Below are 23,435 nucleotides of genomic sequence, written 5' to 3' on the forward strand. Positions count from 1 at the left end.
ACCACCGTTAGATTCAAGACAGCCGGCATGTTGCCGGCCCTTGGATGAAAGGCGCGCATGGACGGGCAGGTCGGGCTGATGGGCGAAACCGGCAGCGGAGTCGGGCCGCTGCCGCTGGAAATGGTCCAGCTTTCGGCCGCTATGTCGCTGGACGGCCATATCGACGGCTGCGGCCCCGCCCCGCTGGTCCTGTCCTGCCCGGAGGATTGCCGGGAAGTGCACGGGCTGCGCGCCGGCATGGACGCGATCCTGGTCGGGGCCGGCACCGTGAGGCGCGACGATCCACGCCTGACGGTGCGCTTTCCCGACCTGATCGAGGAACGCCGGACGGCGGGCCTGCCGGAACAGCCGGCCAAGGTGGTGCTGACCGCCAGCGGCGACCTCGATCCCGGCGCGCGCTTCTTCGCCGTTGGCGGCCCGCGCCTGGTGCTCTGCCCGGCTGCCAAGGCGGCGCACCTGCGGAGCAGGCTGGGCGGCGCTGCGGAGGTGGTGGGACTGCCGGACCTGCGGGCCGGAACGGTCCTGGCGGCGCTGGCCGATTGCGGAATCCGCCGCCTGCTGGTGGAGGGCGGCTGCTCCGTCCTCACCCTGTTCCTGGAGGCGGGGGCGTTCCACCGGCTGCGGCTGGCGGTGGCGCCCTTCTTCATCGGCGGCGGGGACGCTCCGCGGCTGGTCGGGCCGGGCCGCTTCCTGCACGGCCCCGGAAACCGGCTGCGGGTCGAGCGCACCACGCTGGTCGGCGATGTCAGCGTGATCGACCTGGTCAACAATCAGGCAGGATAGGCCGCACTGCCGCCGCTCCGGCGCAGGGCCGCACCGCCCGTAGCGGCAACGGAGGCAGGGCGGCTGCCGTCAGGTCCAGCCATTCCAGAAGTTCCTCCCGGTCGTAGGGGCGGGCCAGCCGGGCCAGGAGAAGACCCGTGCTGGCGGTCTTACCCTGCTGGAGCAGGGACACCAGCCGGATCAGCGCGGCTTCATCCCCGCTCAGCGCCGTGACGCAGCCGTTCTGGATGTCCGGCTGTCCCAGGGGCAGCCGGTGCAGAAGGTCCAGCGCCATGTCCCAGGGCAGCAGCGCGTCCGACCAGCGGGCGCCGAGATGGCGTCGGAACTCCGCCTCCACCTCCTGCCAGCGGTGGCGGCCGTGCCGCCAGCGCCGCGCCGACCAGAGCAGCAACTGCTCCGCCGGGGACAGGTCGAACACGGACAGGGGCCGCGGCTGCTGGGCCGGCGGCATGTCCATGGGGCGGAAGTCCAGCGGCGTCCGCGGCCATGCCACGCTCGCCACGCCGGCCGCCAGGGGCGGCAGCTTCTGTCCACCATCCGCAACGCGCATGATCGCACCTCTCCATCCATGGTGTGGCATGCAGGATATTGAGAGTCATTCGCATTTGCAAGGGTGCCGTGGATCGGGAACGAGGATCGGGCCGCACCGGTTGACAGGGCGACAGGTCCCGACGCTGGGACATTCCTCAGAACCGGACAGACAGGAGGACATCCATGGCAAGCGGAGCCCGCGGCAGCGAAGCCCAGACGACCACCGACCACGAGACGATCCGCAAATGGGCGGAAGCCCGCAACGGTCGTCCGGCATCGGTGAAGGGCACGCACAAGGGCGATGACGGCGGCATCCTGCGCATCGACTTCGACGAGCAGGAAGAAGGGCTGGAGCCCATCACCTGGGACGAGTTCTTCAAGACCTTCGAGGATCGTGAGCTGGCCTTCCTCTATCAGGACGAAATCGACGGCAACAAGAGCCGCTTCTTCAAACTGGTAAGCCGCAAGCACTGACGGACGGCCGGGCGCGTCGTCCCTGCCGCGCGGGCATCCGCCCGCCGCGGGCGGGAACCCGTGAGCGCCCGTGCCGGTTGCCAGGGCCACGACCAACGAAAGGGAGAATCCCATGCCGCGCCATCAGATCAGCGCCGCCACCGCCGCCACGGCCCTACTGCTGCTGGCCGCCCCGGCTGTCGCCCAGCAGGGCGGGAGCGCCGGGGGCGCCGCCGCCCAGACCGAACGTCGGGGTCCGATCGGCACCCAGACGCAGACCAGTCCGGACGACCGGCTGCTGCAACAGACCAATCCGGCCGGTGCCGACGTGCAGATGACGGCCACGGCCGAGCTGCAGGGCCCCAAGGGCGAGCGCATGGGAACGGTGGCCTTCGTCGAGACGCCGAACGGCACGCTGGTGCAGATCCGCCTTCAGAACGTTCCGGCCGGCGGCCATGGGCTGCACATCCACCAGAACGGAGCCTGCGAGCCGCCGGACTTCAAGTCCGCCGGCGGCCACTACGCGCCAGGCGGCAACAGCCACGGCATCCTCAGCGAGAAGGGCATGCATGCCGGCGACCTGCCCAACGTCTATGCCGAGCAGGACGGGGTCGTACAGGTCGACTACTTCACCCAGAGCGTCCAGATCCAGCCCGGCGGCACTGCCAGCCTGCTGCCCAGCGGCAGCCGCTCCGTCGTGCTGCACGCCACGGTGGACGATTACAGCACCGATCCGGCCGGCGATTCCGGCAATCGCATCGCCTGCGGCGTGATTGTCTCGCCCATGGCGGATGCCGGCGTGGCCCCGGAAAAGCCGGGCCGCTGAGCGAAGCCTTCCAGCCTGCGCATTGGCCGGGGCCCGTTCTGAGAACGGGTCGCATTTGCCCTTGACAGGCCCCGGCCCTGCGGCCAATCTGCGCGCAACTGCGAACAATTCGCAACATCGATCCGCAGAACCCGGGTTGGGGAGGAGTATCGCAATGGGCATGATCGGTCGGCGCGCACTGGGCCGCGGTGCGCTGGGAGTGGTGATCGGCACGGCGCTGCTGGCGCTGGGCGGCGGGTCCGCCCTGGCTGCGGGAGAGGTGAACATCTACTCCTCCCGCCACTACGATTCGGACCAGCTGCTCTATGATGCCTTCGAGAAGGAAACCGGCATCCGCGTCAACCTGATCGAAGGCAAGGATGACGAGCTGATCGAGCGCATGAAGGCCGAAGGGCGCAACAGCCCGGCCGACGTGCTGGTCGCGGTGGATGCCGGCCGGCTGTGGCGCGCGCAGGAGGCCGGAATCCTCCAGCCCGTCAGCTCCGACTATCTGAGCAAGACCATCCCGCCGCAGTACCGGGAGAAGGACGGCCACTGGTTCGGCCTGTCCAGCCGCGCCCGCGTCATCATCTACAACAAGGACGCGGTGAAGCCGGAAGAGCTGTCCACCTACGAGGATCTGGCCGATCCGAAGTGGAAGGACCGGCTGCTGATCCGCAGCTCCACCAACGTCTACAACCAGTCCCTGACCGGCTCCATCCTGGCCGCGCACGGGCCGGAGAAGACCGAGGAGTGGGCCCGCGGCATCGCCGCCAACCTGGCCCGCCCGCCCCAGGGCGGCGATACCGACCAGATCCTGGCCGTCGCGGCCGGGGAAGGCGACGTCGCCATCTCCAACACCTACTATTTCGGCCGCATGCTGAATTCCGACGATCCGAAGGTGAAGGCGCAGGCGGAGAAGGTGGGCGTGTTCTTCCCGAACCAGAACGACCGCGGCACCCATGTGAACATCTCCGGCGCGGGCGTGGCCGCCCATGCGCCGAACAAGGCGAACGCGATCAAGTTCATCGAGTTCCTGGCCGGCCCGGAGGCGCAGAAGATCTTCGCCGACGCGAACTACGAGTATCCGGTGCTGAGCAGCGTGCCGCCGCACCCCACCGTGGCCGCCTGGGGCGAATTCACCGCCGACAAGCTGAATGCCGCCGAATACGGCCGCAACAACGCCGAGGCGCTCAAGATCATGGACCGCGCCGGCTGGAAGTAAGCGCCGCGCCGGGTCCGAACCGTCCCGTTCCGGTCGTCCTCCGGAACCACCTCATGGCCCGCTGGCAACGGCGGGCCATTTTCTTGTCATCCCGGCAGGGTTCGATGCGACGGCAAGATGCGGAACCCTGATCCGCGGGCCTGCCCTGTTGACGGAACGAGGTCAACAGGACTACCCAATCCACCAGTCCCACGATGGCGGTCGCGGCTTGATCGCGCCTGCGCGGATCGCGACCCGTCCTGAGAGCGCTTGCATGAACTGGCTCACCAACTTCGTCCGGCCCAAGATCCAGTCCCTGATGTCCTCCAAGAAGGATGTCCCGGACAATCTCTGGCACAAATGCCCCTCCTGCGAAGCGATGATCTTCCATCGCGACCTGGAGGAGAACCTGCATGTCTGCCAGCATTGCGGGCACCATATGCGCATCGGGCCGGAGAAGCGGCTGCAGATGCTGTTCGATCCGGGCTTTGAGACGATCGAGCTGCCCAAGGTGCTGGTCGATCCGCTGAAGTTCCGGGATCAGAAGCGCTATACGGACCGGCTGAAGGACGCCCAGTCCAAGACCGGGCGGCAGGACGCCATCATCGTGGCGCATGGCGCCATCAACGGCCAGCCGGCCGTCATCGCCGCCTTCGACTTCGGCTTCATGGGCGGTTCCATGGGCATGGCGGTGGGTGAGGCGCTGGTGGCGGCGGCCAAGCTGGCCGTGCTGCAGCAGGTTCCCCTGATCGCCATTCCAGCCTCGGGCGGTGCGCGCATGCAGGAGGCGATCCTGTCGCTGATGCAGATGCCGCGCAGCATCATCGCGGTGGAAATGGTGAAGGAGGCCGGGCTGCCCTATCTTGTGGTGCTGACCGACCCCACCACCGGCGGCGTCACCGCCAGCTTCGCCATGGTGGGCGACATCCATATCGCCGAGCCGGGGGCCATCATCGGCTTCGCCGGCGCCCGCGTGATCGAAAGCACCATCCGCGAGACCCTGCCGGAAGGGTTCCAGCGCTCCGAATACCTGCTGGAGCATGGGATGGTGGACATGGTGGTCCACCGCAAGGAGCTGAAATCCACGCTGGGCCGCGTCATCGACCTGCTGCGCCGGCCGGGTCCGGGTGCGGAGATCCTGAAGATGCTGCCGCGCGACGAGCGGCTGACGGCGACCCGGCCGGGTCCGGTGCCGGTTCAGACCGCGGAATAACGCTGACCAAGGACGCCCGAGTCATGATCAAGGCGGCGGTCGCCCCGGCCGAGCCGCGGCTGGAAGCCGTGCTGGAGCGGATGCGGCGGCTGCATCCGAAGGTGATCGACCTGTCGCTCGGCCGGATCGAGCGGCTGCTGGCCAAGCTCGGCAATCCGGAGCGGCGGCTGCCGCCCGTTGCCCATGTGGCCGGCACCAACGGCAAGGGCAGCACCGTCGCCTTCCTGCGCGCCATGGCCGAGGCGGCGGGGTACAAGGTGCATGTCTATACCAGCCCGCATCTGGTGCATTTCCATGAGCGCATCCGGCTGGCCGGTTCCCTGATCGGCGATCCGGCGCTGGCGGAGCTGCTGGAGGAGATCGAGCGGCTGAACGGGGACGACCCGATCACCTTCTTCGAGATCACCACCGCCGCCGCCTTCCAGGCCTTCGCCCAGGTTCCGGCCGACCTGACGCTGCTGGAGGTGGGGCTGGGCGGCCGGCTGGACGCCACCAACGTGATCGACCGGCCCGCCGTCTCCGTGCTGACCCGCATCAGCATGGACCATATGCAGTTCCTGGGCGGCACGATCCAGGAGATCGCGGCGGAAAAGGCCGGAATCCTGAAGCCGGGCGCGCCCGCCGTGGCCTATCCCCAAGCGGACCCCGCCGTGACCTCCGTGTTCCGGGCGCGGGCCGCCGAACTGGGCGCGCCGCTGCGCCTGTTTGGCGCGCCGGAGGGCTGGCACGCGGAGGTGACGGAAACCGGCATGCGCTACAGCGGCGGCGGCCGGGTGCTGGAGCTGCCCGCCCCCGGCCTTGCCGGGGCGCACCAGGTGCTGAATGCCGGCCTTGCCGTCGCCGCGTCGGAGCATCTGCCGGTGGCGATCCCGAACGAGGCCGTGATGCGGGGCCTCGCCGCCGTGGAATGGCCGGCCCGGCTGCAACGGCTGACCCGCGGCCCGCTGGCGGACATCCTGCCCGCCGGTTGGGAACTGCTGCTGGATGGCGGACATAATGACAGCGCCGGCGAGGTGCTGGCGGCGCAGGCGCAGCGCTGGGCTGACGACGGCCGGCCGCTGGACCTTGTCTTCGGCATGCTGGGCAGCAAGCGCCCGCTGGATTTCCTGGGTCCGCTGGCCCCCCATGTGCGCCGCGTGGCCGCTGTTTCCATCCCGGACGAACCAGCCGCCCTGCCGGCGGCCGAGGTGGCGGCCCTGGCCCGCGACGCCGGCATCGCGGCAGTGGAGCCGGCGGTCAGCGTGGAGCAGGCCGTGCGGCTGCTGACCTATGGCGCGGACCAGCCGGCCCGCATCCTGATCTGCGGCTCGCTCTATCTCGCCGGAACGGTGCTGCGGGACAATGGCTAGACCGGACCCGCTGCCGCCGCCTGGACATGCGGCCCGGTAGCGGCTAACACCCATCCATGGACCTGATCGTCGAAACCGCCCCCGGCGGGGGGCATGTGTTGAACGTCGGCGGACGACGCTATGCCTGCGCCATCGGGCGCGGCGGCATCGTTGCGGACAAGCGGGAGGGGGATGGCGGCACGCCCGTGGGGGCCTGGCCCATCCGCCGGGTACTGTACCGGCCCGACCGGCTGGCGGCACCCCGCACCGCCCTGCCGGTTTCGGAAATCACGCCCGACGACGGCTGGTGCGACGACCCCGCCCACCCGGACTACAACCGCCCCGTCAGGCGTCCCTTCGCCGCCGGCCATGAGGAGATGTGGCGGGAGGACCATGCCTATGACGTGGTCGTGGTGCTGGGCCATAATGACGACCCGCCGGTTCCCGGCCTGGGCAGCGCGGTGTTCCTGCATGTGAGCCGTCCGGCGGAGCAGCAGCCGGGCTTCATGCCCACGGCCGGTTGCGTGGCCTTGCCCTTGCCGCATTTGCTGGAGGTACTGGCGCTGTGCGGCCCGGGAGACCGGCTGGTCGTGCCCGCCTGACCCGGCCGGATCGAAGCGAACCCGGAACGAACCGGGAGCGAACAAGGAAGGAGCATCGGCCCATGCGCCTCGTGGCCCGTATCCTCGGCCTGCTGCTGATCGCCGTCGCCTTCGGCCTGTTCCTGCGCGATCTGGCGATGGACGGGCCGGCCGGCACGGTGGGCGATGTCTGGTACAGCCTGCACCCGCCCAGCCTGAACCTGCTCCAGGCCGGCATCCAGCGGCATGTCAGCCCGGCCCTGTGGGACAATGCGGTGCTGCCCGCCCTGCTCTGGCCGGCGGTGATCACGGTCCTGGCGCCGGGCCTGCTTCTGCTGCTCTGGGGCTTCTGGCCGCGCCGGGACCGGGACCGCTTCTGACCGGACGCCCTGCCCGTCGGGCTTCAGCCCCCGCGGGCCTCGCCCAGCTCGCGGGTGGTCTTTTCAAGGCGCTGGGCCAGCTCCCGCATGATCTCCACCGCCATCTGCGGAAATTCGGTGATGAGGCGGAAGAACTGCTCCTTGGAGACCCGCAGGCATCTCAGCTGCGTGCGGGCGCGGACAGTGGCGGTGCGGGGCACGTCGCAGAGGATGGCGATCTCGCCCAGGACGCCGTTCTTCTCCACCACGGCCACGACAACCGGTCCCTGGGGCGTTTCCACGATGATTTCCGCCTCGCCCTCCAGCACCACATAGGCGGCATCCGCCACCTCGTCCTGCCGGAACAGCACGGCGCCGGCCTCGAACCCGACGCGCTCGCTGGTGAAGGCCAGCAGCTTCAACTTGGACACCTCGATGTTGGCGAACAGCTTTATGCGCCGTAGCGCCTCCACATCCTCGGCAATGCTCACAGGGCGTGTTCTCCCAGGCGGCTTCCAAAACGATAGGTCAAGTGGTGCCGCAGCCCGGCGGGCTTGTCCAGCCTCTCGACCGCGTCCGGATGCCATGTTACCGGCTTGGGCATGAGCGCGATCCTGTATCTGGCCCAACCGCTCGACCCCGCCGGGGAGCGGCACACCCTGCACCTCGTGGAAGCGCTGGCCGCGGCGGGGGCCGCCACGGTGCTGGCCTGGGGCGGCATCCGCCTGCCCGCTCTGGCGGGGGTGGAGCTCGCGCCACTGCCGCCGGCGGGCGGGTTGATGGCGGGCGGGCACTGGATACTGGACCCGGACGGGCAGCCGGTGGACCATGCCTGGAAGAAGCGGCGCGCCGCAGCCAGCCTGGCCATAGCGGCGCGGGTCCGGCCGGCGCTGCTGCTGCTGGACGGGGCGGCCTTTGGCAGCGGTGCCTTCCGGTTCGAGCTGAAGCCGCTGCTGGAGATCGCGGCGCGCCGGCAGCCCCGGCCGCTGATCGCCGTCTGGTCGCCCGGCGGCACGCCGCTGCCGGTGCCGGAGGGGCAGCGCGCCCCCGACCGGGTGGTGGGCGAAGCGGAGCCGGCAGCCGCGGCCGCAACTCTGAGAACTCTGTTGGGGGAAACGGGCGGCTGATCAGCCGGGCGGCGTGTTGGCCCGTGCTGCGACGGCCTTTACCCGGTGGCTGCTGGCCGCATGGCGGGGAACCATCCGTTCCAACCGCCACATCAGGTAGGGGGCCGGCACGCTGACCAGGATGGCCAGGATCGCCACCGTCTGGACATGCAGCAGCGATCCGTCCGGAGCGGAGTCCAGCACGGTTGCCGCCCCCATCGCACCGATGGAGCTGAAAACCTGGGTGCAGGCCTGCACCAGCGCCATGAACCCCGCCCGCTCCCCCGGATCGGGCACCTTGGAGACGGCGGTGCTCTGGGCCACGATGCGGGCGGTATTGAACATCATGGAGCAGGGCACCAGCAGCAGGGCCGGCAGCGCTACCCAGTCCCGACCCACGAAGATCAGCCAGATCGTGGCCGCCATGCCGGCCGTGGTGGCGAGCGTGACGGGGGTGGAGCCGAAACGGTCCACCAACTGGCCGGTCCAGCGCATGCCGAAGAAGCTCACCACCCCGCCCACCATGTAGAGCAGGCCCAGATCCTCCCGCGGGAAGTCCAGGTTGAACTGCAGGAAGACCGGCAGGTTCGTCATCACCATGAAGCCGGGGATGATCGCCACCGCCGCCAGCGCCAGTGCCAGCAGGGTGGAGCGGCGCGCCGCGATGCGCATGAGCCGCATCAGCGGATTTCCCCTATCGGCCGGCATATCGGCCAGATGCAGCCGTTGCGACGGCAGCATGGTCATGGAAAAGATCATCAGCGCCACGCCAAGCCCGGCGACCGCCAGGAAGGTCACCCGCCAGGAGGTGAGATGCGCGATCTCAAGCCCCAGCGGGATTCCGAAGACGGCGCCGATGGAAATGGCGCTGGTGACCATGCCCATGGCCTGCCCGCGCCGCTCGATCGGCACATTGTCCGCCACGACGGAGACGGACAGGGCAGCCGCCGGTCCGCCGAACAGGCCGGAGAAGATGCGCGCCGCGATCAGGCTCTCCAGGTTCCAGGCCATGGCGGCGGCGATGTTGCCCAGGATCAGCCCGGTGAGCGCCATAGCCAGGGCAGGGCGGCGGTCGAACCGGTCGATGAACAGGGCGGAGCTGATGCCGCCGAAGGCGGAGGCGATGGTGTAGCCCGCCATGATCCAACCCACCTGGGCCGGCGGGATGCCCAGATCGCGGGTGAAATCCGGCCCCAACGGCATGACGATCATGAAGGACAGCACGCCGACAAGCTGCACCGTCGTCATCAGGGCGCTGAGGCGCCATTCCGTGGAAGTCAGCTTCAATAGAAGTCCGGCGGCAGGGGCGGATGAGCGGCAGACCGGTCATACCCTTCCGCGCGGGCCCCGTCCACTATCCCATAACGACATATCGCCCTGTCATGCAACTGCGCCGGGCGTGCGGCGCTTGCCATCAGGCGATCCGGCGCAACTCCTCCCGACGGGCGCTGTCCAGGTTCAGATGCCCGGCCAGCCGGTCCAGATAATCATGCTCCGCCGGGCTGTCCGGGCGGATGGCGAGGTGGGACGCGAGCCAGATTTCCTCCGCCAGTTCCGGCCCGCCGGTGCGGGCATGGCCGGCGATATCCTCCAGGCTCGGCGGGTTCTCCAGCTCCCGCTCCAGGATCTGGCGCTCCTCGCCGCTGGCTCCCGCCCGGTCCAGCATGGACAGAATGCGGCCGCGCTCCTCCCGGTCGATATGTCCGTCGGCATTGGCGGCGGCCACCATGGCGCGGACCAGAAGCAGCGCCTTCTGGTCGCCGATCCGCATGGCGGGATCGTCCGGGGCCGGGCCGCGCACCAATTGCTCGGCCATGCGGTCGCCCAGGGACGGGCCGGTTCCGTGGGCGCTGCGCCCCTGCAGATGCACCGTGGGCGCGTTCTCCGCCGCCGGGTTCGCCGCCTTCATCTGTTGGTAGGCCTGATAGGCCAGATACCCCAGGCTTGCCAGGCTTCCCGTCTGGCCAATGCCCCCGCGCGAGGCATGGAGGGGCGTGCGGGTGGCGCTGGCGAAGACCGATCCGCGGGCGCTGCGCCCGCCCAGGCCGGATGCCAACAAGGTGCCGAGTATGCGCTGAATATTCGCCATGGCCGGTTTCTTTCCTCCCGTTCGCTGCCCAAGGGGCAACAGGGTGGAGGACGGGCCGTTCCGCTCAGCGCCGGGCGCGCCAGCCCGGAGCCTCGGCGTCCAGGATCTTCTCCAGCTGCACCACCCGCTCATCCAGCCGCTCGGCCCGGGTCAGCAGCTCCGTCTCCACCTTGGAGGAGAGGCCGCCCACCTTCATGGCCCGCCACTTGGTCAGGTGACTCATCACGATGGCGGTGATCGGGATCATCAATGCGAGGATGGGGATGAGGATTCCACCGGACATGTCAGTACCTCAGGGCTGGTCGGCCAGCCGGCCGAGCTCGCGGTTGAGCTGGAATTCGGGGCTGGTCACATAGGCCTCGATGTCGCCCACCCGCTTCTCGATCTGTTCCAGCGCGCGGACATGGCGGCGGACATCGACGTCGCGCTTGGCCGCCTCCACATCCAGCCGCTGCCATTTCCGCATCTCGCGGGTCACGATGGCGACGATCGGGATCAGGAGCGCCAGGATGGGGATGAGAAGGCCGGCGCTCATGGTTCAGTTCTTCTCCAGGTCCTTGAACTGGCGGTTCAGGGTGAATTCCGGGGAGGCGACATAGCCCTCCATGGCCGAAATCTCCTGCTCCAGCGTCCGGAACTTGGACCGCAATCCGGCCAGGGTCTGGTCCGGCTTGGTGGTGACCGAGCGCCAGAACACCTCTTCCTCCGGGGAGTCGAACAGGTGCGTCGGCCGCTCCTTCAGGATCATCCACAGGATCACATAGCCGACCAGGAAGATCGGGCCGGAGATGAACAGCCCCAGCACGACGCCGATGCGGATAAGGGCGCTGTCCACGTTGAAATAGTCGGCGATCCCGGCGCAGACCCCGCCCAGCTTGCCTTCCCGCTTGTTGCGGTACAGCCGGTTCGGGTTGGGGGAGCGGTAATAAGGGTCCATGCGGTTCATCGAGGAGGTCTCCTGCCCGCGGCCCGCATCCATGGCCGCGCCCTGCGCCGCGCCATTGCCGGAGGTCCCGTACCAGCCGCCGGCGCCGCCCTCATCATAGCGCCGGTCGTGGCGTCCGCCGAGTCCGCCGAGGCCCAGATAGGCGCTCCAGCTCATGTCCCTGGGCTTGCCGAGGAAATCCTCGGCCCAGTCCTGGCCGCCGCCCCGTCCGGAGCGGTAGCCGCCCTGCATCCGTCCGGGACGGTAGGAGCAGCGCCAGTTCCCCTTGTCGCGGCGGCCCGGGAAGGGCGGCGGGGTCGTCCTGTCCTCCTGGGTCATGACTTTGCCCTCCATCCCGGCGCTTCCGCATCCAGGATCTTCTCGAGCTGGCGGATGCGATCCTCCATCTGGCCGGCGCTGTGGTACAGGTCGGCCATCATCTGCTCATCATCGGCGGAAAGGGTCTTCGCGATACGCCACTTGGTCACATAGTGGAAAATGATCCAGACCGGCGCCACGATGACCATGAATATGATGACCGGGACGATAAAAAACTCGGACATCGATGCCCCCCGTCGGGTGGAAGATGGAACGGGCGCCGCCTGTCAGGGGCGCCCGGCCCGTCCTCAGCCCTGCTGCTGACCCTTCTTCTGCGCCATACGCGCCTTCAGCGCGTCCAGCTCGGACTGGACCTTGGCGTCCGCTTCGAGCTCGGCGATCTCTTCCGCCACGCTCCTCTTGCGGCCCATTTCCATGACCTCGGCCTTGCCTTCCAGCACATCGAGATTGCGCTCGACCTGCTCGAAACGGCTGAAAGCATCGGTGATGCGGGTATCGTACAGTTGCGTACGCACCTTCAACTGGTTTGTCGCAGTCTTATGGCGGGCGATCAGCGCCTTCTCGCGGGCCTTGGCGTCGGCCAGCTTGGCCTGCAGCTTGCCGATGTCGTCGTTGGTCTTGGACAGGGCCTCGTCCAGCCGCTCCAGCTCGCGGCTCATGGCATCGACCATTTCGGCAATCTGGCTGCGGGCCACCAGGGCGCCCTTGGCCAGGTCCTCACGGTCCTTCGACAGGGCGAACTCGGCCTTGCGCTCCCACTCCTCCGCCTCGCGGCGGCGGTCGGCCAGCTTGCGCTCGATCTCCTTCTTTTCCGCCACCGTCTTCACGGCGGAGGAGCGGACCTCGACCAGCGTATCCTCCATTTCCTGGATCATCAGGCGGATCAGCTTCTCAGGATCCTCCGCGCGGTCCAGGATGGAATTCAGGTTGGAATTGATGATGTCGCCGAGACGGGAAAAGATGCCCATGTCGGGGTCTCCTTCAGGCAAGGGCAATGAAAAGGTTGCTCATCACGGTCGCGACCGCAAGGATGATCCAGGCCTCCACGGGAACGGCCCGGAAATCTTCATAGAGGTCCCGCAGCAGCCCGCCCGACGGGCCGGACAGATCGGTCCGGTCCTCGGCGGCCGTCCGGCCCACGGTGCGATCGCGGTATCCTTGATCGAACGTATGGTCGGTCATCTGCGGTCTCCTGCTTCACGGTTCCCGATGTGTCGCTGGGATAAACAGCAAACCGCGTGCCAAGCCGGGCGAATGGTCCGGAAGCTCTGTAAAACCTAGGAATCCCGCCATTTCCGGCCTTGACCGCAGGAGCGGCCCGGCATAGGCTTCGCCCAAGATTTCGCGATTCCCACCACTGGGTCGCCGATCCCGCCAATCTGGCCGATCTCCTGGCCGCATCGAAGGTGGCAGACCCCATGAACGCAGCCGCCAGCCCTCCGTCCCTCATCGGCCAGGCGCCCAGCTTCCTGGAACTGATGGAGCATGTGTCCCGCGCCGCGGCCCTGAACCGGCCCACATTGGTGATCGGGGAGCGGGGCACCGGCAAGGAGCTGGTGGGTGCCCGCTTGCACTATCTGTCGCCGCGCTGGGACAAGCCCTTCGTCAAGCTGAACTGCGCCGCCCTGTCGGAGACGCTGCTGGAGACGGAGCTGTTCGGGCATGAGGCCGGCGCCTTCACCGGCGCCTCCAAGCGCCACCAGGGCCGGTTCGAGCTGGCGGACGGCGGCACGCTGTTCCTGGACGAGATCGCGACCTCCAGCGTGCGCGTGCAGGAGAAAATCCTGCGCGTCATCGAATATGGCGAGTTCGAGCGGGTGGGCGGCACCCAGACCATCGAGGTGGATGTGCGGGTGGTGGGCGCCACCAATGCCGACCTGCCCCGCATGGCGGATCAGGGCCGGTTCCGCGCCGATCTGCTGGATCGGCTGAGCTTCGACGTACTGACCATCCCGCCGCTCCGCGCCCGGCCGGAGGACATTTCCATGCTGGCGGAGCATTTCGGTGTGGCCATGGCGCGGGAGCTCGACCGCCCCTTCTTCGCCGGCTTCACGCCGGAAGCGATGGACAGCCTGCTGTCCTACGAATGGCCGGGCAATGTGCGCGAGCTGAAGAATGTGGTGGAGCGGGCCGTCTACAAGCAGGCCGACCCGGCGGACCCGATCGACGAGGTGCAGTTCGACCCGTTCGAGAGCCCCTGGCGGCCCCGCCAGATGGCGATCTATGAGCGGGAGCCGATCATGGCCCAGCTTCCGGCGGTTCCCGCCGGCGCCAACGGCCATGCGCCGGCCGCGCCGAACGGGGGCAACGGGGCGAACGGCCTGCCCGGTCCCATCTCCGGGATCGTGCTGCCGGCCGACACTGTGGTTCATCTCTGGCCCAAGGACGGGGGCCATTGCGACTTCCTGGGACAGGTGGCCGATTTCGAGAAGGCGCTGCTGCGCGCGGCGCTGGAGCGGAACCAGTACCATCAGAAGCGCGCCGCCTCCGACCTCGGCCTGAACTACCACCAGTTCCGTGGCTATCTGCGCAAGTACGAGCTTCTGGAGAAGCGCAGCCGCTCCGGCGAGGCCGGGGACGGCGAGGAGATGGCGGAGGCCTGAGCCTCCGCCACGCTCGTCGGGAACGGCTCAGTTCCCGATATGCTGCTTCAGGAACCGCTCCCAGGCGGAGAAGATGCCGATCATCTGCTCCGCAGTCTGGGGGCTGTGGTCCATGCCCTTGATCTCGATATATTCATACGGCTTCCCGGCATCCTTCAACGCGGCCGCCATGTCGCGGCTGTGCTCGACGAAGGCCTGGACGTCCATGTCGCCATGGATCAGCAGCACCGGAATCTCCACCCGCTTGGCCTGGTGATAGGGGGAGACCGCCTGCAAGCTGTCCCTGTTTCCGAAGAAGAACAGGGAGCGGTTGAACTCCGTACCGTCGGTGCTCCACGCCAGCTCCTTCCAGAGCCGGTCCAGGTTGGACACCGGCGCGGTGGCGATGGCGCATTTGAAAAGGCCGCTGTCCTGTGCTGCGCCGATCAGGGCCGAATAGCCGCCATAGGACCAGCCGACGATGCAGATGCGGTCGGGATCGGCGACTCCCTGTTCGATGGCCCAGCGCACCCCATCCACCACGTCGGTCTGCATCTTGCCGCCCCACTCGCCCCGGCCGGCCTTCATGAACTTGGTTCCGTAGCCCGCGGAACCGCGGAAGTTCGGCTGCAGCACGGCATAGCCGCGGCTGGCCAGGAACTGGGACAGGGTGTCGAATGACTGGTCGTCACGGGCGATGGGACCGCCGTGCGGAAGAACGATGAAGGGCAGCTTGCCCCCCTCGCGTCCCGGCGGCAGGGTCAGGTAGGCGGGGATGTCCCACCCGTCGCGGGCCTTGTAGCTGACGGCCTCGCGGCGGCCGATGGCCTCCTGCGGGATGCCGGGGAAGGTGTCGGCCAGGGTAACGAGCTGCTTGTTCTGGCGGTCGAACACCATGTAGGCGGTCGGCGTCGTCGGACCCTGGCTCAGCAGCAGCGTGAAGCGGCCGTCCTGCGTCCAGTCCATCACCACCTCGGTGCTGTCCGGCACCGCCTTGTCCAGCCCTTCCTGCAGCTTCTGGATCGCGGGATCGAAGAAGATGTGGACCGGCAGGTCGCGGTAATAGGACAGCCCGATCACTTCGCCGCGGCGCATGATCGGGGAGGCGGCGTCGAACCGCTCCTCTGCGAGGATCTTCTCCTTGAAGGTCCCGGCCTTCAGGTCGAAGGTATAGACGGCGCTGGTGTCGGACTCATGGTTGGAGACGACATAGAGCGTGTCGTCCTTCCCGAAGCCGAGCGGAACCAGTTCGGTATCGTCGTCCAGCGAGATGCGGGAGATTTCCTGGAACTCGGCATCGAGGCCGGTCCGGAACAGGAAGCGCTGGGTCTTGGTCCGGTCGTCGAACCTTGTGGCCAGACGCAACTTGCCGCTGGGATCGGGCATGAAGGACAGCCCGCTGGCCCGGCTCCGCTCCAGCCGCTCCATCTTGCCGGTATAGATGTTCAGACGGCCGATCACCTGGCTGCGGCCGTCCGGGGCGACGATCATCACATGGTCGTGATCGATGAACTGCAGGATGCCGCCGCTGGTCCAGGCGGCATAGCCGGGCTCGAACTTCGGCTCATACAGCACGCGCAGGTTCTTTCCGTCCCGCTCCACCGCGCCCATGCGGGAAAAGCGGACGGGAACCCGGCGGCCGGGGCCGTCGGCGAAAATGCTGTCACGGCCGATCACCTGGAAAATGATCGTGTCGGAATTGGCCCACTGGATCGTGGCGAACTGGTAGTCGCCGGGCGGAATCACGACCGGCTTGTCGCCCGCGCTCGTCTCCAGCTTCTGAATGACCAGATGTTGCACGCCGTTGACCAGGGCCAGATAGGCCACATGCGTGCCGTTGGGTGAAAGCTCCACCTGCGATGCCGCCGGCATGGCATAGGCTTCCACCGGCGGCGGCGCCGCAAGCGCCGGCCGGGCCGTCATGACGCCCATGGCCCCGAATGTCAGAATACCGAACGTGGCCAGACCTGCGACGCCACGTCGAAACGCCATCCCCATACTCTCCCCTCCGCAACAACGGGTGCAAATACCTTCTTATTGAGGGGGTATCGACATGGCCGCCGCAACCCCAAAAGAACGGATATTCTTCTTCTCCGAAAGGGAGGTGGCGGCCTGCAACACCGCGCTTCGGAGCGCCGATGGTGTCCGCCGGGCAACAGCTTCCGGCGCTGGCCAGCTTTCACCCCCGGACTGCCGTGAAATCGTCGAATTCGCACACCAGATGGTCGGCTGTGCAGGTCACCTTCGGGCCGGCGCGCCTGCGGACGGGAAACCCTGCGGGCTTGGGATGCAGGCGGGTTTCCCTTAGTTTGGGTGAAACGCCGCAGCGGCCCCGGATCGAACGGCGCGCCTCCACAACCGACACAGCATGGCGGAACCGTGAGCATTACAGGCAGGAAACAGGGTGAACCGCTGACGGCGCCGCCGAAACCGCCGAAGCCGCCCGGCCAGGGGCCGAAGCCCCGGAAGGCCAAGCCGGCTAAGAAAAGCGGCGGCTGGGGGCGGAGCATCGCCAAATGGGGCGTGGTGACGGCCATCTGGGGCTTCCTGGCCGTGCTGTTCACCGTGGCCTGGTTCGCCCACGACATGCCGGACGTGGCCGATGCCGTGAAGTTCGAGCGGCGGCCGGCGGTGACGCTGGTGGCGGCCGACGGCGCGCCCTTCCACCGCTTCGGCGACCTGCGCGGGGCCACCGTGCATATGGAGGACCTGCCGCAGCACCTGATCGAGGCCGTGGTGGCGACGGAGGACCGGCGCTTCTGGTGGCATTTCGGGCTGGACCCCATCGGCATCGCGCGCGCCGCCTGGACAAACTGGCGGGCAGGGCGCGTGGTGCAGGGCGGTTCGACCCTGACCCAGCAGCTTGCCAAGAACCTGTTCCTGACGCCGGACCAGACCATCAAGCGCAAGGCGCAGGAGGCGATCCTGGCCCTGTGGCTGGAGGCGCGCTACAGCAAGGAGCAGATCCTCACCGCCTATCTGAACCGGGTCTATCTAGGGGCCGGCACATTCGGCGTGGATGCCGCGGCGCGCACCTATTTCCACAAGCCGGCCACCGAGCTGAACCTGCGGGAATCCGCCGTGATCGCCGGTCTGCTGAAGGCCCCCAGCCGCTACGCCCCCTCGGCCAATCCCGACCGGGCGCGGGAACGGGCGGAGGTGGTGCTGGCCGCGATGGTGGATGCCGGCTATCTGACCGAGGCACAGGCCAAGGAAGCGATGGCGCAAGGCCCCGCCGTACCCCGGCGCAAGCCCGGATCGGAAGGGGACGGGCGTTATTTCGCCGCCTGGGTGGCCGACCAGGTGGCCGCCTTCGTCGGGTCCGACCATGGCGACCTTCTGATCTACACCACCTTCGACGCCGACACCCAACGCTCCGCTGAGAGCCATATCGCGGAAATCCTGCGCAGCAAGGGCGCGGATTCGAAGGTCAGCCAGGCCGCCGCCGTGGTGATGACGCCGGATGGCGCGGTGCGCGCCCTGGTCGGCGGGCGGGACTGGGACCAGAGCCAGTTCAACCGCGCCACCCAGGCCCTGCGCCAGCCGGGATCGGCCTTCAAACCCGTGGTCTATCTGGCAGCGTTGGAGGCCGGCTGGCGGGAGGACAGCGTCCTGATGGACGCGCCCTACAGCAAGGGCAAGTGGAACCCCGGCAATTACGACGGCAAGTTCCGGGGGGAGATCAGCCTGCGGGACAGCCTGGCCTATTCCGTCAATACCTCCACCATCCGCCTGCTGGAGGAGACGGGGGTGCCGCGCAGCATCGCCATGGCAAAGCGTCTCGGCCTGACCGGCAACATGCGCAACGACCTCTCCCTTGCGCTGGGCACCAGCGAGACCACGCTGCTGGAGCTGACCGGCGCCTACGCCACCCTGGCCAATGACGGGCGGGCGGTTATCCCCTATGCGATCCTGGAGATCCGCGACGTCAACGGCCAGCTCCTGTACCAGCGGCGCGGGTCGGGGGCGGGGCATGCCGTGTCCGGCCCGGACGTGGCGGCCATGAACCGGCTGCTGCTGGCCCCCATCGCCTATGGCACCGGCAAGTCCGCCAATCTCGGCGGGCGCATGGCGGCGGGCAAGACCGGCACCACCCAGGACTACAAGGACGCCTGGTTCGTCGGCTTCACCGCCGATCTGGTGGCCGGCGTCTGGATGGGCAACGACGACGGCTCCTCCATGAACCGGGTCACCGGCGGCGGGCTGCCGGCCGTGCTGTGGAAGGAGATCATGCTGGATGCGCACCAGGGCCTGCCGGTGCGCGACCTGCCCGGCCTGACCAATCCCCATACCGGGCCGCTGGTGGCCCAGACCCAGCCCTATCCGGTCCAGGACGAACCCACGCCGGAAGGCACCCAGCGCCCGACGCAGCAATCGGACCCGATCAGCGACCTGCTGCGCCGCTTGACCGGCAATTAGGGGTCACGGAGCCGGGGGCGGGGCCAGCGCGGCGTCCGCCTTCAGCTCCACGCCGGTGAGCTTCAGCCGCCGCGCCTCCCCCATCAGCCCGGCGATCAGGGTTGCCGCCGCGTCGGGCGGGAAGCCGCCAGGGCGGATGTTGGACACGCAGTTGCGCTGGGAATCCATGGTGCGGCCCGGCCGGGGGTTCCAGGTCAGATAGGCCCCAAGGCTGTCCGCCGCGGACAGGCCCGGCCGTTCCCCCACCAGCATCACCGCCATGGCGGCCCCGCAGGCCGCGGCCACATGGTCGCCCAGCGCCACCCGCGCCTGATGCGCCAGCACCACGGGGCCGAGCGTCCAGCCGCCCAGCCGGTCCAGCAGGGCGCGCACCAGCGCCGCCCCGTGGTCGTGCACCGCCCGCGCCGACAGCCCGTCCCCCAGCACGATCACCGCCTCCACCGGTCCGGGCGGCAGCCCCTTGGCGCTGGCGGGATCGAGCCGCCGGCCGAGATCGGGGCGCTGGAGATAGGCGGCGCGGTCCGGCGCTTGGCTTCGGACCTGGATCGTTTCGATGCCGGACAGGTTGACGGCGACCCGTTCCGGATCGAAGGGCTGATGCACGGCATCGCGCGCCAGCGCGTGGTCCCGCTGGAATTCCAGCATCCGCGCCGTGGGCAGCCCGTCCCCGCTGCGCCCCAGCGCGATCCGGGCCGGCGTGAAGCGCCGCAGCTCCGCCCAGGGGTCCCGCCCGCTCATGCGACACTCCCGATCAGCCGGGCGGCACCGCTGTCCGCCAGTTGCGGGCGCATCCGGCCGGCCGGGTCCATGACGCCCATCTGCGCCAGCCACGCCTCGAACTCCGGCGCCGGCTTCAGCCCCAGGACGGAGCGGACATAGAGGGCGTCGTGGAAGCTGGTGCTCTGGTAGCTCAGCATGACGTCGTCGGCGCCCGGAACGCCCATGATGTAGCTGCACCCGGCCACCCCCAGCAGGGTCAGCAGGGTGTCCATGTCGTCCTGGTCCGCCTCGGCATGGTTGGTGTGGCAGACATCCACCCCCATGGGCAGGCCCAGCAGCTTGCCGCAGAAATGGTCCTCCAGCCCGGCCCGGATGATCTGCTTGCCGTCATAGAGGTATTCCGGCCCGATGAAGCCCACCACCGTGTTGACCAGCAGCGGCCGGAACCGGCGGGCCACGGCATAGGCGCGGGCCTCCATCGTCTGCTGGTCCACCCCGTGGTGGGCGTCGGCGCTGAGCGCGCTGCCCTGGCCGGTCTCGAAATACATGACGTTGTCGCCCACGGTGCCCCGCTTCAGCGCCAGCGCCCCCTGATGCGCCTCCTCCAGCAGGGCGAGGTCGATGCCGAAGGCGCGGTTGGCGTCCTGGCCGCCGGCGATGCTCTGGAACACCAGATCCGCCGGCCCCTGCCGCTCCATCACCTGGATCAGGGTGGTGACATGGGCCAGCACGCAGGACTGCACCGGCATGGCCCAGCGGGTGCGCAGATCGTCCAGCATCTCCAGCAGGGCGATGGTCTGGCCCACGCTGTCGGTGGCGGGGTTGATCCCGATCACGGCATCGCCGCAGCCATACATCAGCCCGTCCAGGATGCTGGCCGCGATAGCCTTCAGGTCGTCGGTGGGGTGGTTGGGCTGGAGGCGCACCGACAGCCGGCCGGGCAGGCCGATGGTGCAGCGGAACGCCGTCACCACCCGGCATTTGCGGGCCACGGCGATCAGGTCCTGGTTGCGCATCAGCTTGGACACGGCCGCCGCCATCTCCGGCGTCAGGCCGGGGGCGAGGGCGCCCAGCGCCTCCGGCGTGGCGGCGTCGGACAGCAGCCAGTCGCGGAACTGGCCCACCGTCATGGACGCCACGGGCGCGAAGGCCGCCGCATCATGGCTGTCCAGGATCAGCCGGGTGACCTCGTCCCGCTCATAGGGGATCGGTGCCTCGTCCAGGAAATGCTTCAGCGGCAGGTCGGCCAGGGCCATGCGCGCGGCCACCCGCTCCGCCCCGCTTTCCGCCGCCAGCCCCGCCAGCCGGTCGCCCGACCGGTCCGGCGTGGCCTTGGCCATCAGGGTCTTCAGGTCCGCGAACACATGGCGCGTGCCGCCGAGGGTGGCTGTGAAGCTCATGCGCGCATCCTTGCCGCTCTGTCACGATAACAACGCTCCGTCACCCCGGCGGAAGCCGGGGCCTAGGGCGGCCCGCACCGCCCCTGGGGCCCTGGGTCCCGGCTTTCGCCGGGATGACGGGAAGAAGGAGGGCGGCCCGGAAAGGCCGCTCGTCCTCTCAATGCGCCTCGCGCCCGCCGGTCATGGCGAAGCGTTCCTCCGGCGACAGGACCAGCTTGTGCCGGCCGATGGCGGCGAAGTAGGCGATGCCGCAGGCGTACCAGATGGCGGCCCCGATCACCCCGGCCCGGTAGACCGGGTCCAGGAGCTGGTAATAGATCGTCGCCAGCGCGATCACGATGGTGACCACCGCCCCCGGCATGCCCAGCGGGCTGCGGTAGGGCCGCTCGATGTGCGGGAACTTGATGCGCAGCCGGATGAAGGAGGTGGCCTGCATCATGTAGCTGATCATGGCCCCGAACACGGCCATGTTCAGAAGGGTGCCGCCGATGAAGGCCCCGCCGGCCTCCCCGCCCGCCACGAACCAGACGGTGAGCAGCACCGCCAGGCCCATCAACGCGCCCGCGGCCAGGGCGACATGCGGGGTCTTGCGGGTGCCGTGGGTCACCGACAGCGCCCGCGGGAAATATCCCGCGCGGGACAGCGAATAGATCTGCCGGCCATAGGCGAAGATGATGGTGTGGAAGCTGGCGATCAGCCCGATCACCGCGATCAGGGCCAGGATCTTCGCCGTCTCGTCCCCGTAGATGGCCTTGAACCCGTCCAGCAGGGGCTCGCCCGAGGTGGAGAGCGCGAAGGCGCCGTTCGGGATGCCGCTGTTCAGGAACAGCACCATGAAGGCGCTGAAGATCAGGGTGAAGATGCCGAGGATCAGGCCCTTGGGCATGTCCCGCTTGGGGTCCACCGACTCCTCCGCCGCCAGCGGCAACTGCTCGATGGCCAGGAACAGCCAGACGGCGAAGGGCAGGCAGGCCAGGGCGCCCGCGATGCCGAAGGGCAGGAAGGGACCGCCGCCCTCCGGCAGTTCCACCGCCGCCCCGTCCGGCCCGGCGCCGATGTTCAGGGACCAGCGGGCGAAGTCGAAATGGGGAATGGCGCTGATCCAGAACACCGCCAGGATCGCCAGCGCGGCCAGCGTGACGCACAGCGACACCCGGAAGGACAGGTCCACCCCCACCAGGTTCAGCGACACGAACAGGATGTAGCAGCCGATCCACCAGACCGGCTGGAACGCAGCCCCCGTTTCAAAGATGCTGCCGAGATAGGAGCCGATGAAGAACACGATCACGGCCGGGGTCAGCACGAACTCCATGTTCTCCGCCAGCCCCGTGACGAAGCCGCCCCACGGCCCCATGGCGGTGCGGGCGAAGCTGTAGGCGCCGCCCGTGTGCGGCAGGGCCGGCGACATCTCCGCCAGCGAGAAGCAGAGCCCGAGATACATGCACATGATCAGCACGGTGGCGATGGCCATGCCGCCGAAGCCGCCGGCCGCCAGCCCCAAATTCCAGCCGGAGAAATGACCGGAGATCACGGCGCCGACGCCCAGCGCCCACAGCGACCAGACCCCGGCATAGCGGCGCAGGCCGCGCTTCTCAAAATAACCGGCTTCAACCGTAGTGTAGGTGACCCCGCCAGCCTTCTGCGACAAGCCGCCGACCGGCATGGGCGAGGGAACAATCGTCTCTTCCGACATGATACCTCCTGTCCTGCCCGGCCTTTTGTCTTGTCTGGCCGATGGCGACATTGTTTGGAGGCGCTCTCCCACTGGAAGGATCGGTTCAGCCCGCGAACGAAGTCAATGGGGAGTTTGGGCGTATCCCCCGCACGCGGAAATCCGCCCGCCCCGTGAAGTCTGGCCGTCCCGCCTGTTGTCCTGCCGAACCTCAATCAGCAAGGGAGCGAGGCATGGCTGCCGACAGGAACGGTCCGGGACCCCAGGACAATGCCATGGGCACCGGCGCGCCGGGGCCGGACGGGGGGCGCCAAAGCGGGCGCGATCATGATCCCGGCGTGCAGGGCGGCGGAACCACCGGCACCACCGGATTCGGCAACAGCGCAACCGGCCGCCCCGGCTTCGCCCGCGAGGGCCAGACGGAGGAGCCGCAGCGGGTCGAGCCCTCGCCGGAGGACAAGGCGCGCGGGGTGAAGGAGGAGCATGCCGTCTCCATCCTTTCCGGCCAGAACAGTGCCGCGCGGGATGCCGGGCTGCCCGGCAGTGCCGGTTCCGGCTCCAGCCGGGAGGGGGATGCCGGCAGCGGTTCCACCGTCGGCGGGCCGGCCACCATCGGGCCGGATGTCGGCCGCGGCACGGTGGGCGGAACGCGCGGGCAGGGCGTGGGCGGCACGGTGCCGGCCCCCGATCCTATCGCAGACAGCCCGGCCCGCGGCGCCGGCGTGCCGAACAACCGGCTTCCCGACGACGCTGGCGGCCAGGGCCGTGCCGGCATCAACGAAGACGGGCGGGAAGGCGGCAAGCTGCCGGAGGACCGCGCCGCGGCGGCCAAGTCGCTGGGCAGCGGCGGAACCTCCTGAGGCCTGCCCGCAGCCCTATGGACGAACGGCACCGCCCCTGGACCAGGAGCGGTGCCGTTGTCCGGA

Annotated in this window: 26 protein-coding genes; 12 read left to right on the top strand and 14 right to left on the bottom strand. The window is 68.8% G+C overall.

Going from position 1 to position 23,435, the window contains the following annotated elements; genetic code table 11:
• Positions 1-57 precede the first annotated feature (57 nt).
• Positions 58-783 carry a RibD family protein gene (locus DOL89_RS15305; RefSeq protein ID WP_205574599.1) on the top strand — a complete coding sequence of 242 codons (726 nt, stop codon included), beginning with the start codon at positions 58-60 and terminating at the stop codon, positions 781-783.
• Here DOL89_RS15305 and DOL89_RS15310 read toward each other — a convergent pair.
• Entirely contained in the window at positions 764-1,333 is a 570-nt protein-coding gene (locus DOL89_RS15310) for a hypothetical protein (RefSeq protein WP_119679929.1), read from the bottom strand. The two genes, DOL89_RS15305 and DOL89_RS15310, sit on opposite strands and share 20 nt — an antisense overlap.
• Positions 1,334-1,497: 164 nt before the next feature.
• Here DOL89_RS15310 and DOL89_RS15315 point away from each other — a divergent pair, with 164 nt between their 5' ends.
• The 7 genes from DOL89_RS15315 to DOL89_RS15345 all read left to right on the top strand — a co-directional run bounded on the left by DOL89_RS15315 (position 1,498) and on the right by DOL89_RS15345 (position 7,278).
• Positions 1,498-1,788 carry a hypothetical protein gene (locus DOL89_RS15315; RefSeq protein ID WP_119679930.1) on the top strand — a complete coding sequence of 97 codons (291 nt, stop codon included), beginning with the start codon at positions 1,498-1,500 and terminating at the stop codon, positions 1,786-1,788.
• 112 nt (positions 1,789-1,900) lie between these two features.
• On the top strand, positions 1,901-2,593 hold the full coding sequence (locus DOL89_RS15320) for a superoxide dismutase family protein (protein ID WP_119679931.1): 693 nt from the start codon (positions 1,901-1,903) through the stop codon (positions 2,591-2,593).
• A 154-nt stretch (positions 2,594-2,747) separates the two neighbouring features.
• Positions 2,748-3,797, top strand: coding sequence for a Fe(3+) ABC transporter substrate-binding protein (locus DOL89_RS15325; RefSeq protein ID WP_119679932.1), 1,050 nt, complete (start codon positions 2,748-2,750; stop codon positions 3,795-3,797).
• 253 nt (positions 3,798-4,050) lie between these two features.
• Positions 4,051-4,989: an acetyl-CoA carboxylase, carboxyltransferase subunit beta gene (accD, locus tag DOL89_RS15330; protein WP_119679933.1), complete on the top strand. Its 939-nt coding sequence runs from the start codon at positions 4,051-4,053 to the stop codon at positions 4,987-4,989.
• 23 nt (positions 4,990-5,012) lie between these two features.
• Positions 5,013-6,338 carry a bifunctional folylpolyglutamate synthase/dihydrofolate synthase gene (locus DOL89_RS15335; RefSeq protein WP_119679934.1) on the top strand — a complete coding sequence of 442 codons (1,326 nt, stop codon included), beginning with the start codon at positions 5,013-5,015 and terminating at the stop codon, positions 6,336-6,338.
• Positions 6,339-6,394: 56 nt separating this feature from the next.
• Complete coding sequence (locus tag DOL89_RS15340) at positions 6,395-6,919, top strand: L,D-transpeptidase family protein (RefSeq protein ID WP_119679935.1); 525 nt, start codon at positions 6,395-6,397, stop codon at positions 6,917-6,919.
• Positions 6,920-6,981: 62 nt separating this feature from the next.
• Complete coding sequence (locus DOL89_RS15345; RefSeq protein WP_119679936.1) at positions 6,982-7,278, top strand: hypothetical protein; 297 nt, start codon at positions 6,982-6,984, stop codon at positions 7,276-7,278.
• 23 nt (positions 7,279-7,301) lie between these two features.
• Here DOL89_RS15345 and DOL89_RS15350 read toward each other — a convergent pair whose 3' ends face one another.
• Positions 7,302-7,748: a cyclic nucleotide-binding domain-containing protein gene (locus DOL89_RS15350; RefSeq protein ID WP_119679937.1), complete on the bottom strand. Its 447-nt coding sequence runs from the start codon at positions 7,746-7,748 to the stop codon at positions 7,302-7,304.
• A 111-nt stretch (positions 7,749-7,859) separates the two neighbouring features.
• Between DOL89_RS15350 and DOL89_RS15355 the strand changes: the two genes are divergently transcribed.
• Positions 7,860-8,384 (top strand): hypothetical protein, encoded by a 525-nt coding sequence (locus DOL89_RS15355; RefSeq protein WP_119679938.1) that lies wholly within the window; start codon positions 7,860-7,862, stop codon positions 8,382-8,384.
• Here DOL89_RS15355 and DOL89_RS15360 read toward each other — a convergent pair whose 3' ends face one another.
• The 8 genes from DOL89_RS15360 to DOL89_RS15395 form a co-directional block, all read right to left on the bottom strand.
• Positions 8,385-9,650, bottom strand: a complete 1,266-nt coding sequence (locus DOL89_RS15360) for an MFS transporter (RefSeq protein WP_119679939.1) — start codon at positions 9,648-9,650, stop codon at positions 8,385-8,387. It lies immediately after the preceding gene.
• A gap of 127 nt (positions 9,651-9,777) precedes the next feature.
• Positions 9,778-10,452, bottom strand: coding sequence for a tellurite resistance TerB family protein (locus tag DOL89_RS15365; protein ID WP_162937551.1), 675 nt, complete (start codon positions 10,450-10,452; stop codon positions 9,778-9,780).
• Positions 10,453-10,516: 64 nt separating this feature from the next.
• Positions 10,517-10,735 (bottom strand): envelope stress response membrane protein PspB, encoded by a 219-nt coding sequence (locus DOL89_RS15370; protein ID WP_119679941.1) that lies wholly within the window; start codon positions 10,733-10,735, stop codon positions 10,517-10,519.
• Positions 10,736-10,744: 9 nt separating this feature from the next.
• A complete protein-coding gene (locus DOL89_RS15375) occupies positions 10,745-10,987 on the bottom strand; it encodes a hypothetical protein (RefSeq protein WP_119679942.1) in 243 nt (80 codons plus the stop codon).
• 3 nt (positions 10,988-10,990) lie between these two features.
• The gene (gene pspC, locus DOL89_RS25575) at positions 10,991-11,716 is read right to left on the bottom strand and encodes an envelope stress response membrane protein PspC (protein WP_225889822.1); all 726 of its coding nucleotides are present in this window, start codon (positions 11,714-11,716) and stop codon (positions 10,991-10,993) included.
• Complete coding sequence (gene pspB, locus DOL89_RS15385) at positions 11,713-11,940, bottom strand: envelope stress response membrane protein PspB (RefSeq protein ID WP_119679943.1); 228 nt, start codon at positions 11,938-11,940, stop codon at positions 11,713-11,715. The genes pspC and pspB overlap by 4 nt, the downstream gene beginning before the upstream one ends.
• A gap of 63 nt (positions 11,941-12,003) precedes the next feature.
• Entirely contained in the window at positions 12,004-12,684 is a 681-nt protein-coding gene (gene pspA / locus DOL89_RS15390) for a phage shock protein PspA (RefSeq protein ID WP_119679944.1), read from the bottom strand.
• Positions 12,685-12,697: 13 nt separating this feature from the next.
• The gene (locus DOL89_RS15395; protein ID WP_119679945.1) at positions 12,698-12,898 is read right to left on the bottom strand and encodes a hypothetical protein; all 201 of its coding nucleotides are present in this window, start codon (positions 12,896-12,898) and stop codon (positions 12,698-12,700) included.
• A gap of 236 nt (positions 12,899-13,134) precedes the next feature.
• Between DOL89_RS15395 and pspF the strand changes: the two genes are divergently transcribed.
• Positions 13,135-14,319 carry a phage shock protein operon transcriptional activator gene (gene pspF, locus DOL89_RS15400; protein ID WP_119679946.1) on the top strand — a complete coding sequence of 395 codons (1,185 nt, stop codon included), beginning with the start codon at positions 13,135-13,137 and terminating at the stop codon, positions 14,317-14,319.
• Between the two features lie 27 nt (positions 14,320-14,346).
• Here the strand turns inward: pspF and DOL89_RS15405 are convergent, their stop codons facing one another.
• On the bottom strand, positions 14,347-16,290 hold the full coding sequence (locus tag DOL89_RS15405; RefSeq protein WP_162937552.1) for an alpha/beta hydrolase family protein: 1,944 nt from the start codon (positions 16,288-16,290) through the stop codon (positions 14,347-14,349).
• Between the two features lie 387 nt (positions 16,291-16,677).
• Here DOL89_RS15405 and DOL89_RS15410 point away from each other — a divergent pair, with 387 nt between their 5' ends.
• The gene (locus tag DOL89_RS15410) at positions 16,678-18,717 is read left to right on the top strand and encodes a transglycosylase domain-containing protein (protein WP_225889823.1); all 2,040 of its coding nucleotides are present in this window, start codon (positions 16,678-16,680) and stop codon (positions 18,715-18,717) included.
• 3 nt (positions 18,718-18,720) lie between these two features.
• On the opposite strand, the gene eutC is transcribed toward DOL89_RS15410, so the two are convergent.
• From eutC to DOL89_RS15425, 3 genes are all read right to left on the bottom strand, one after another.
• On the bottom strand, positions 18,721-19,455 hold the full coding sequence (gene eutC / locus DOL89_RS15415) for an ethanolamine ammonia-lyase subunit EutC (RefSeq protein ID WP_119679948.1): 735 nt from the start codon (positions 19,453-19,455) through the stop codon (positions 18,721-18,723).
• The gene (locus DOL89_RS15420) at positions 19,452-20,837 is read right to left on the bottom strand and encodes an ethanolamine ammonia-lyase subunit EutB (protein ID WP_119679949.1); all 1,386 of its coding nucleotides are present in this window, start codon (positions 20,835-20,837) and stop codon (positions 19,452-19,454) included. The genes eutC and DOL89_RS15420 overlap by 4 nt, the downstream gene beginning before the upstream one ends.
• Before the next feature lie 157 nt (positions 20,838-20,994).
• Positions 20,995-22,530, bottom strand: a complete 1,536-nt coding sequence (locus DOL89_RS15425) for an amino acid permease (RefSeq protein ID WP_205574600.1) — start codon at positions 22,528-22,530, stop codon at positions 20,995-20,997.
• 212 nt (positions 22,531-22,742) lie between these two features.
• On the opposite strand from DOL89_RS15425, the gene DOL89_RS15430 reads away from it, so the two are divergent.
• On the top strand, positions 22,743-23,369 hold the full coding sequence (locus DOL89_RS15430) for a hypothetical protein (RefSeq protein WP_119679950.1): 627 nt from the start codon (positions 22,743-22,745) through the stop codon (positions 23,367-23,369).
• The last annotated feature ends 66 nt before the right edge of the window (positions 23,370-23,435 follow it).

The organism is Indioceanicola profundi, assembly GCF_003568845.1.
Classification (GTDB): domain Bacteria; phylum Pseudomonadota; class Alphaproteobacteria; order Azospirillales; family Azospirillaceae; genus Indioceanicola; species Indioceanicola profundi.

Excerpts from the sequence above, each read along its gene's own strand:
- pspB (WP_119679943.1), bottom strand. The coding sequence starts at position 11,940 with ATGTCCGAGTTTTTTATCGTCCCGGTCATCATATTCATGGTCATCGTG.
- DOL89_RS15430 (WP_119679950.1), top strand. The coding sequence starts at position 22,743 with ATGGCTGCCGACAGGAACGGTCCGGGACCCCAGGACAATGCCATGGGC.
- pspF (WP_119679946.1), top strand. The coding sequence starts at position 13,135 with ATGAACGCAGCCGCCAGCCCTCCGTCCCTCATCGGCCAGGCGCCCAGC.
- DOL89_RS15370 (WP_119679941.1), bottom strand. The coding sequence starts at position 10,735 with ATGTCCGGTGGAATCCTCATCCCCATCCTCGCATTGATGATCCCGATC.
- DOL89_RS15315 (WP_119679930.1), top strand. The coding sequence starts at position 1,498 with ATGGCAAGCGGAGCCCGCGGCAGCGAAGCCCAGACGACCACCGACCAC.
- pspA (WP_119679944.1), bottom strand. The coding sequence starts at position 12,684 with ATGGGCATCTTTTCCCGTCTCGGCGACATCATCAATTCCAACCTGAAT.
- DOL89_RS15425 (WP_205574600.1), bottom strand. The coding sequence starts at position 22,530 with ATGTCGGAAGAGACGATTGTTCCCTCGCCCATGCCGGTCGGCGGCTTG.
- DOL89_RS15340 (WP_119679935.1), top strand. The coding sequence starts at position 6,395 with ATGGACCTGATCGTCGAAACCGCCCCCGGCGGGGGGCATGTGTTGAAC.
- pspC (WP_225889822.1), bottom strand. The coding sequence starts at position 11,716 with ATGACCCAGGAGGACAGGACGACCCCGCCGCCCTTCCCGGGCCGCCGC.
- DOL89_RS15325 (WP_119679932.1), top strand. The coding sequence starts at position 2,748 with ATGGGCATGATCGGTCGGCGCGCACTGGGCCGCGGTGCGCTGGGAGTG.
- DOL89_RS15320 (WP_119679931.1), top strand. The coding sequence starts at position 1,901 with ATGCCGCGCCATCAGATCAGCGCCGCCACCGCCGCCACGGCCCTACTG.
- accD (WP_119679933.1), top strand. The coding sequence starts at position 4,051 with ATGAACTGGCTCACCAACTTCGTCCGGCCCAAGATCCAGTCCCTGATG.
- DOL89_RS15345 (WP_119679936.1), top strand. The coding sequence starts at position 6,982 with ATGCGCCTCGTGGCCCGTATCCTCGGCCTGCTGCTGATCGCCGTCGCC.
- DOL89_RS15375 (WP_119679942.1), bottom strand. The coding sequence starts at position 10,987 with ATGAGCGCCGGCCTTCTCATCCCCATCCTGGCGCTCCTGATCCCGATC.
- DOL89_RS15355 (WP_119679938.1), top strand. The coding sequence starts at position 7,860 with ATGAGCGCGATCCTGTATCTGGCCCAACCGCTCGACCCCGCCGGGGAG.
- DOL89_RS15365 (WP_162937551.1), bottom strand. The coding sequence starts at position 10,452 with ATGGCGAATATTCAGCGCATACTCGGCACCTTGTTGGCATCCGGCCTG.
- DOL89_RS15395 (WP_119679945.1), bottom strand. The coding sequence starts at position 12,898 with ATGACCGACCATACGTTCGATCAAGGATACCGCGATCGCACCGTGGGC.
- eutC (WP_119679948.1), bottom strand. The coding sequence starts at position 19,455 with ATGAGCGGGCGGGACCCCTGGGCGGAGCTGCGGCGCTTCACGCCGGCC.
- DOL89_RS15305 (WP_205574599.1), top strand. The coding sequence starts at position 58 with ATGGACGGGCAGGTCGGGCTGATGGGCGAAACCGGCAGCGGAGTCGGG.
- DOL89_RS15420 (WP_119679949.1), bottom strand. The coding sequence starts at position 20,837 with ATGAGCTTCACAGCCACCCTCGGCGGCACGCGCCATGTGTTCGCGGAC.
- DOL89_RS15310 (WP_119679929.1), bottom strand. The coding sequence starts at position 1,333 with ATGCGCGTTGCGGATGGTGGACAGAAGCTGCCGCCCCTGGCGGCCGGC.
- DOL89_RS15335 (WP_119679934.1), top strand. The coding sequence starts at position 5,013 with ATGATCAAGGCGGCGGTCGCCCCGGCCGAGCCGCGGCTGGAAGCCGTG.
- DOL89_RS15405 (WP_162937552.1), bottom strand. The coding sequence starts at position 16,290 with ATGGCGTTTCGACGTGGCGTCGCAGGTCTGGCCACGTTCGGTATTCTG.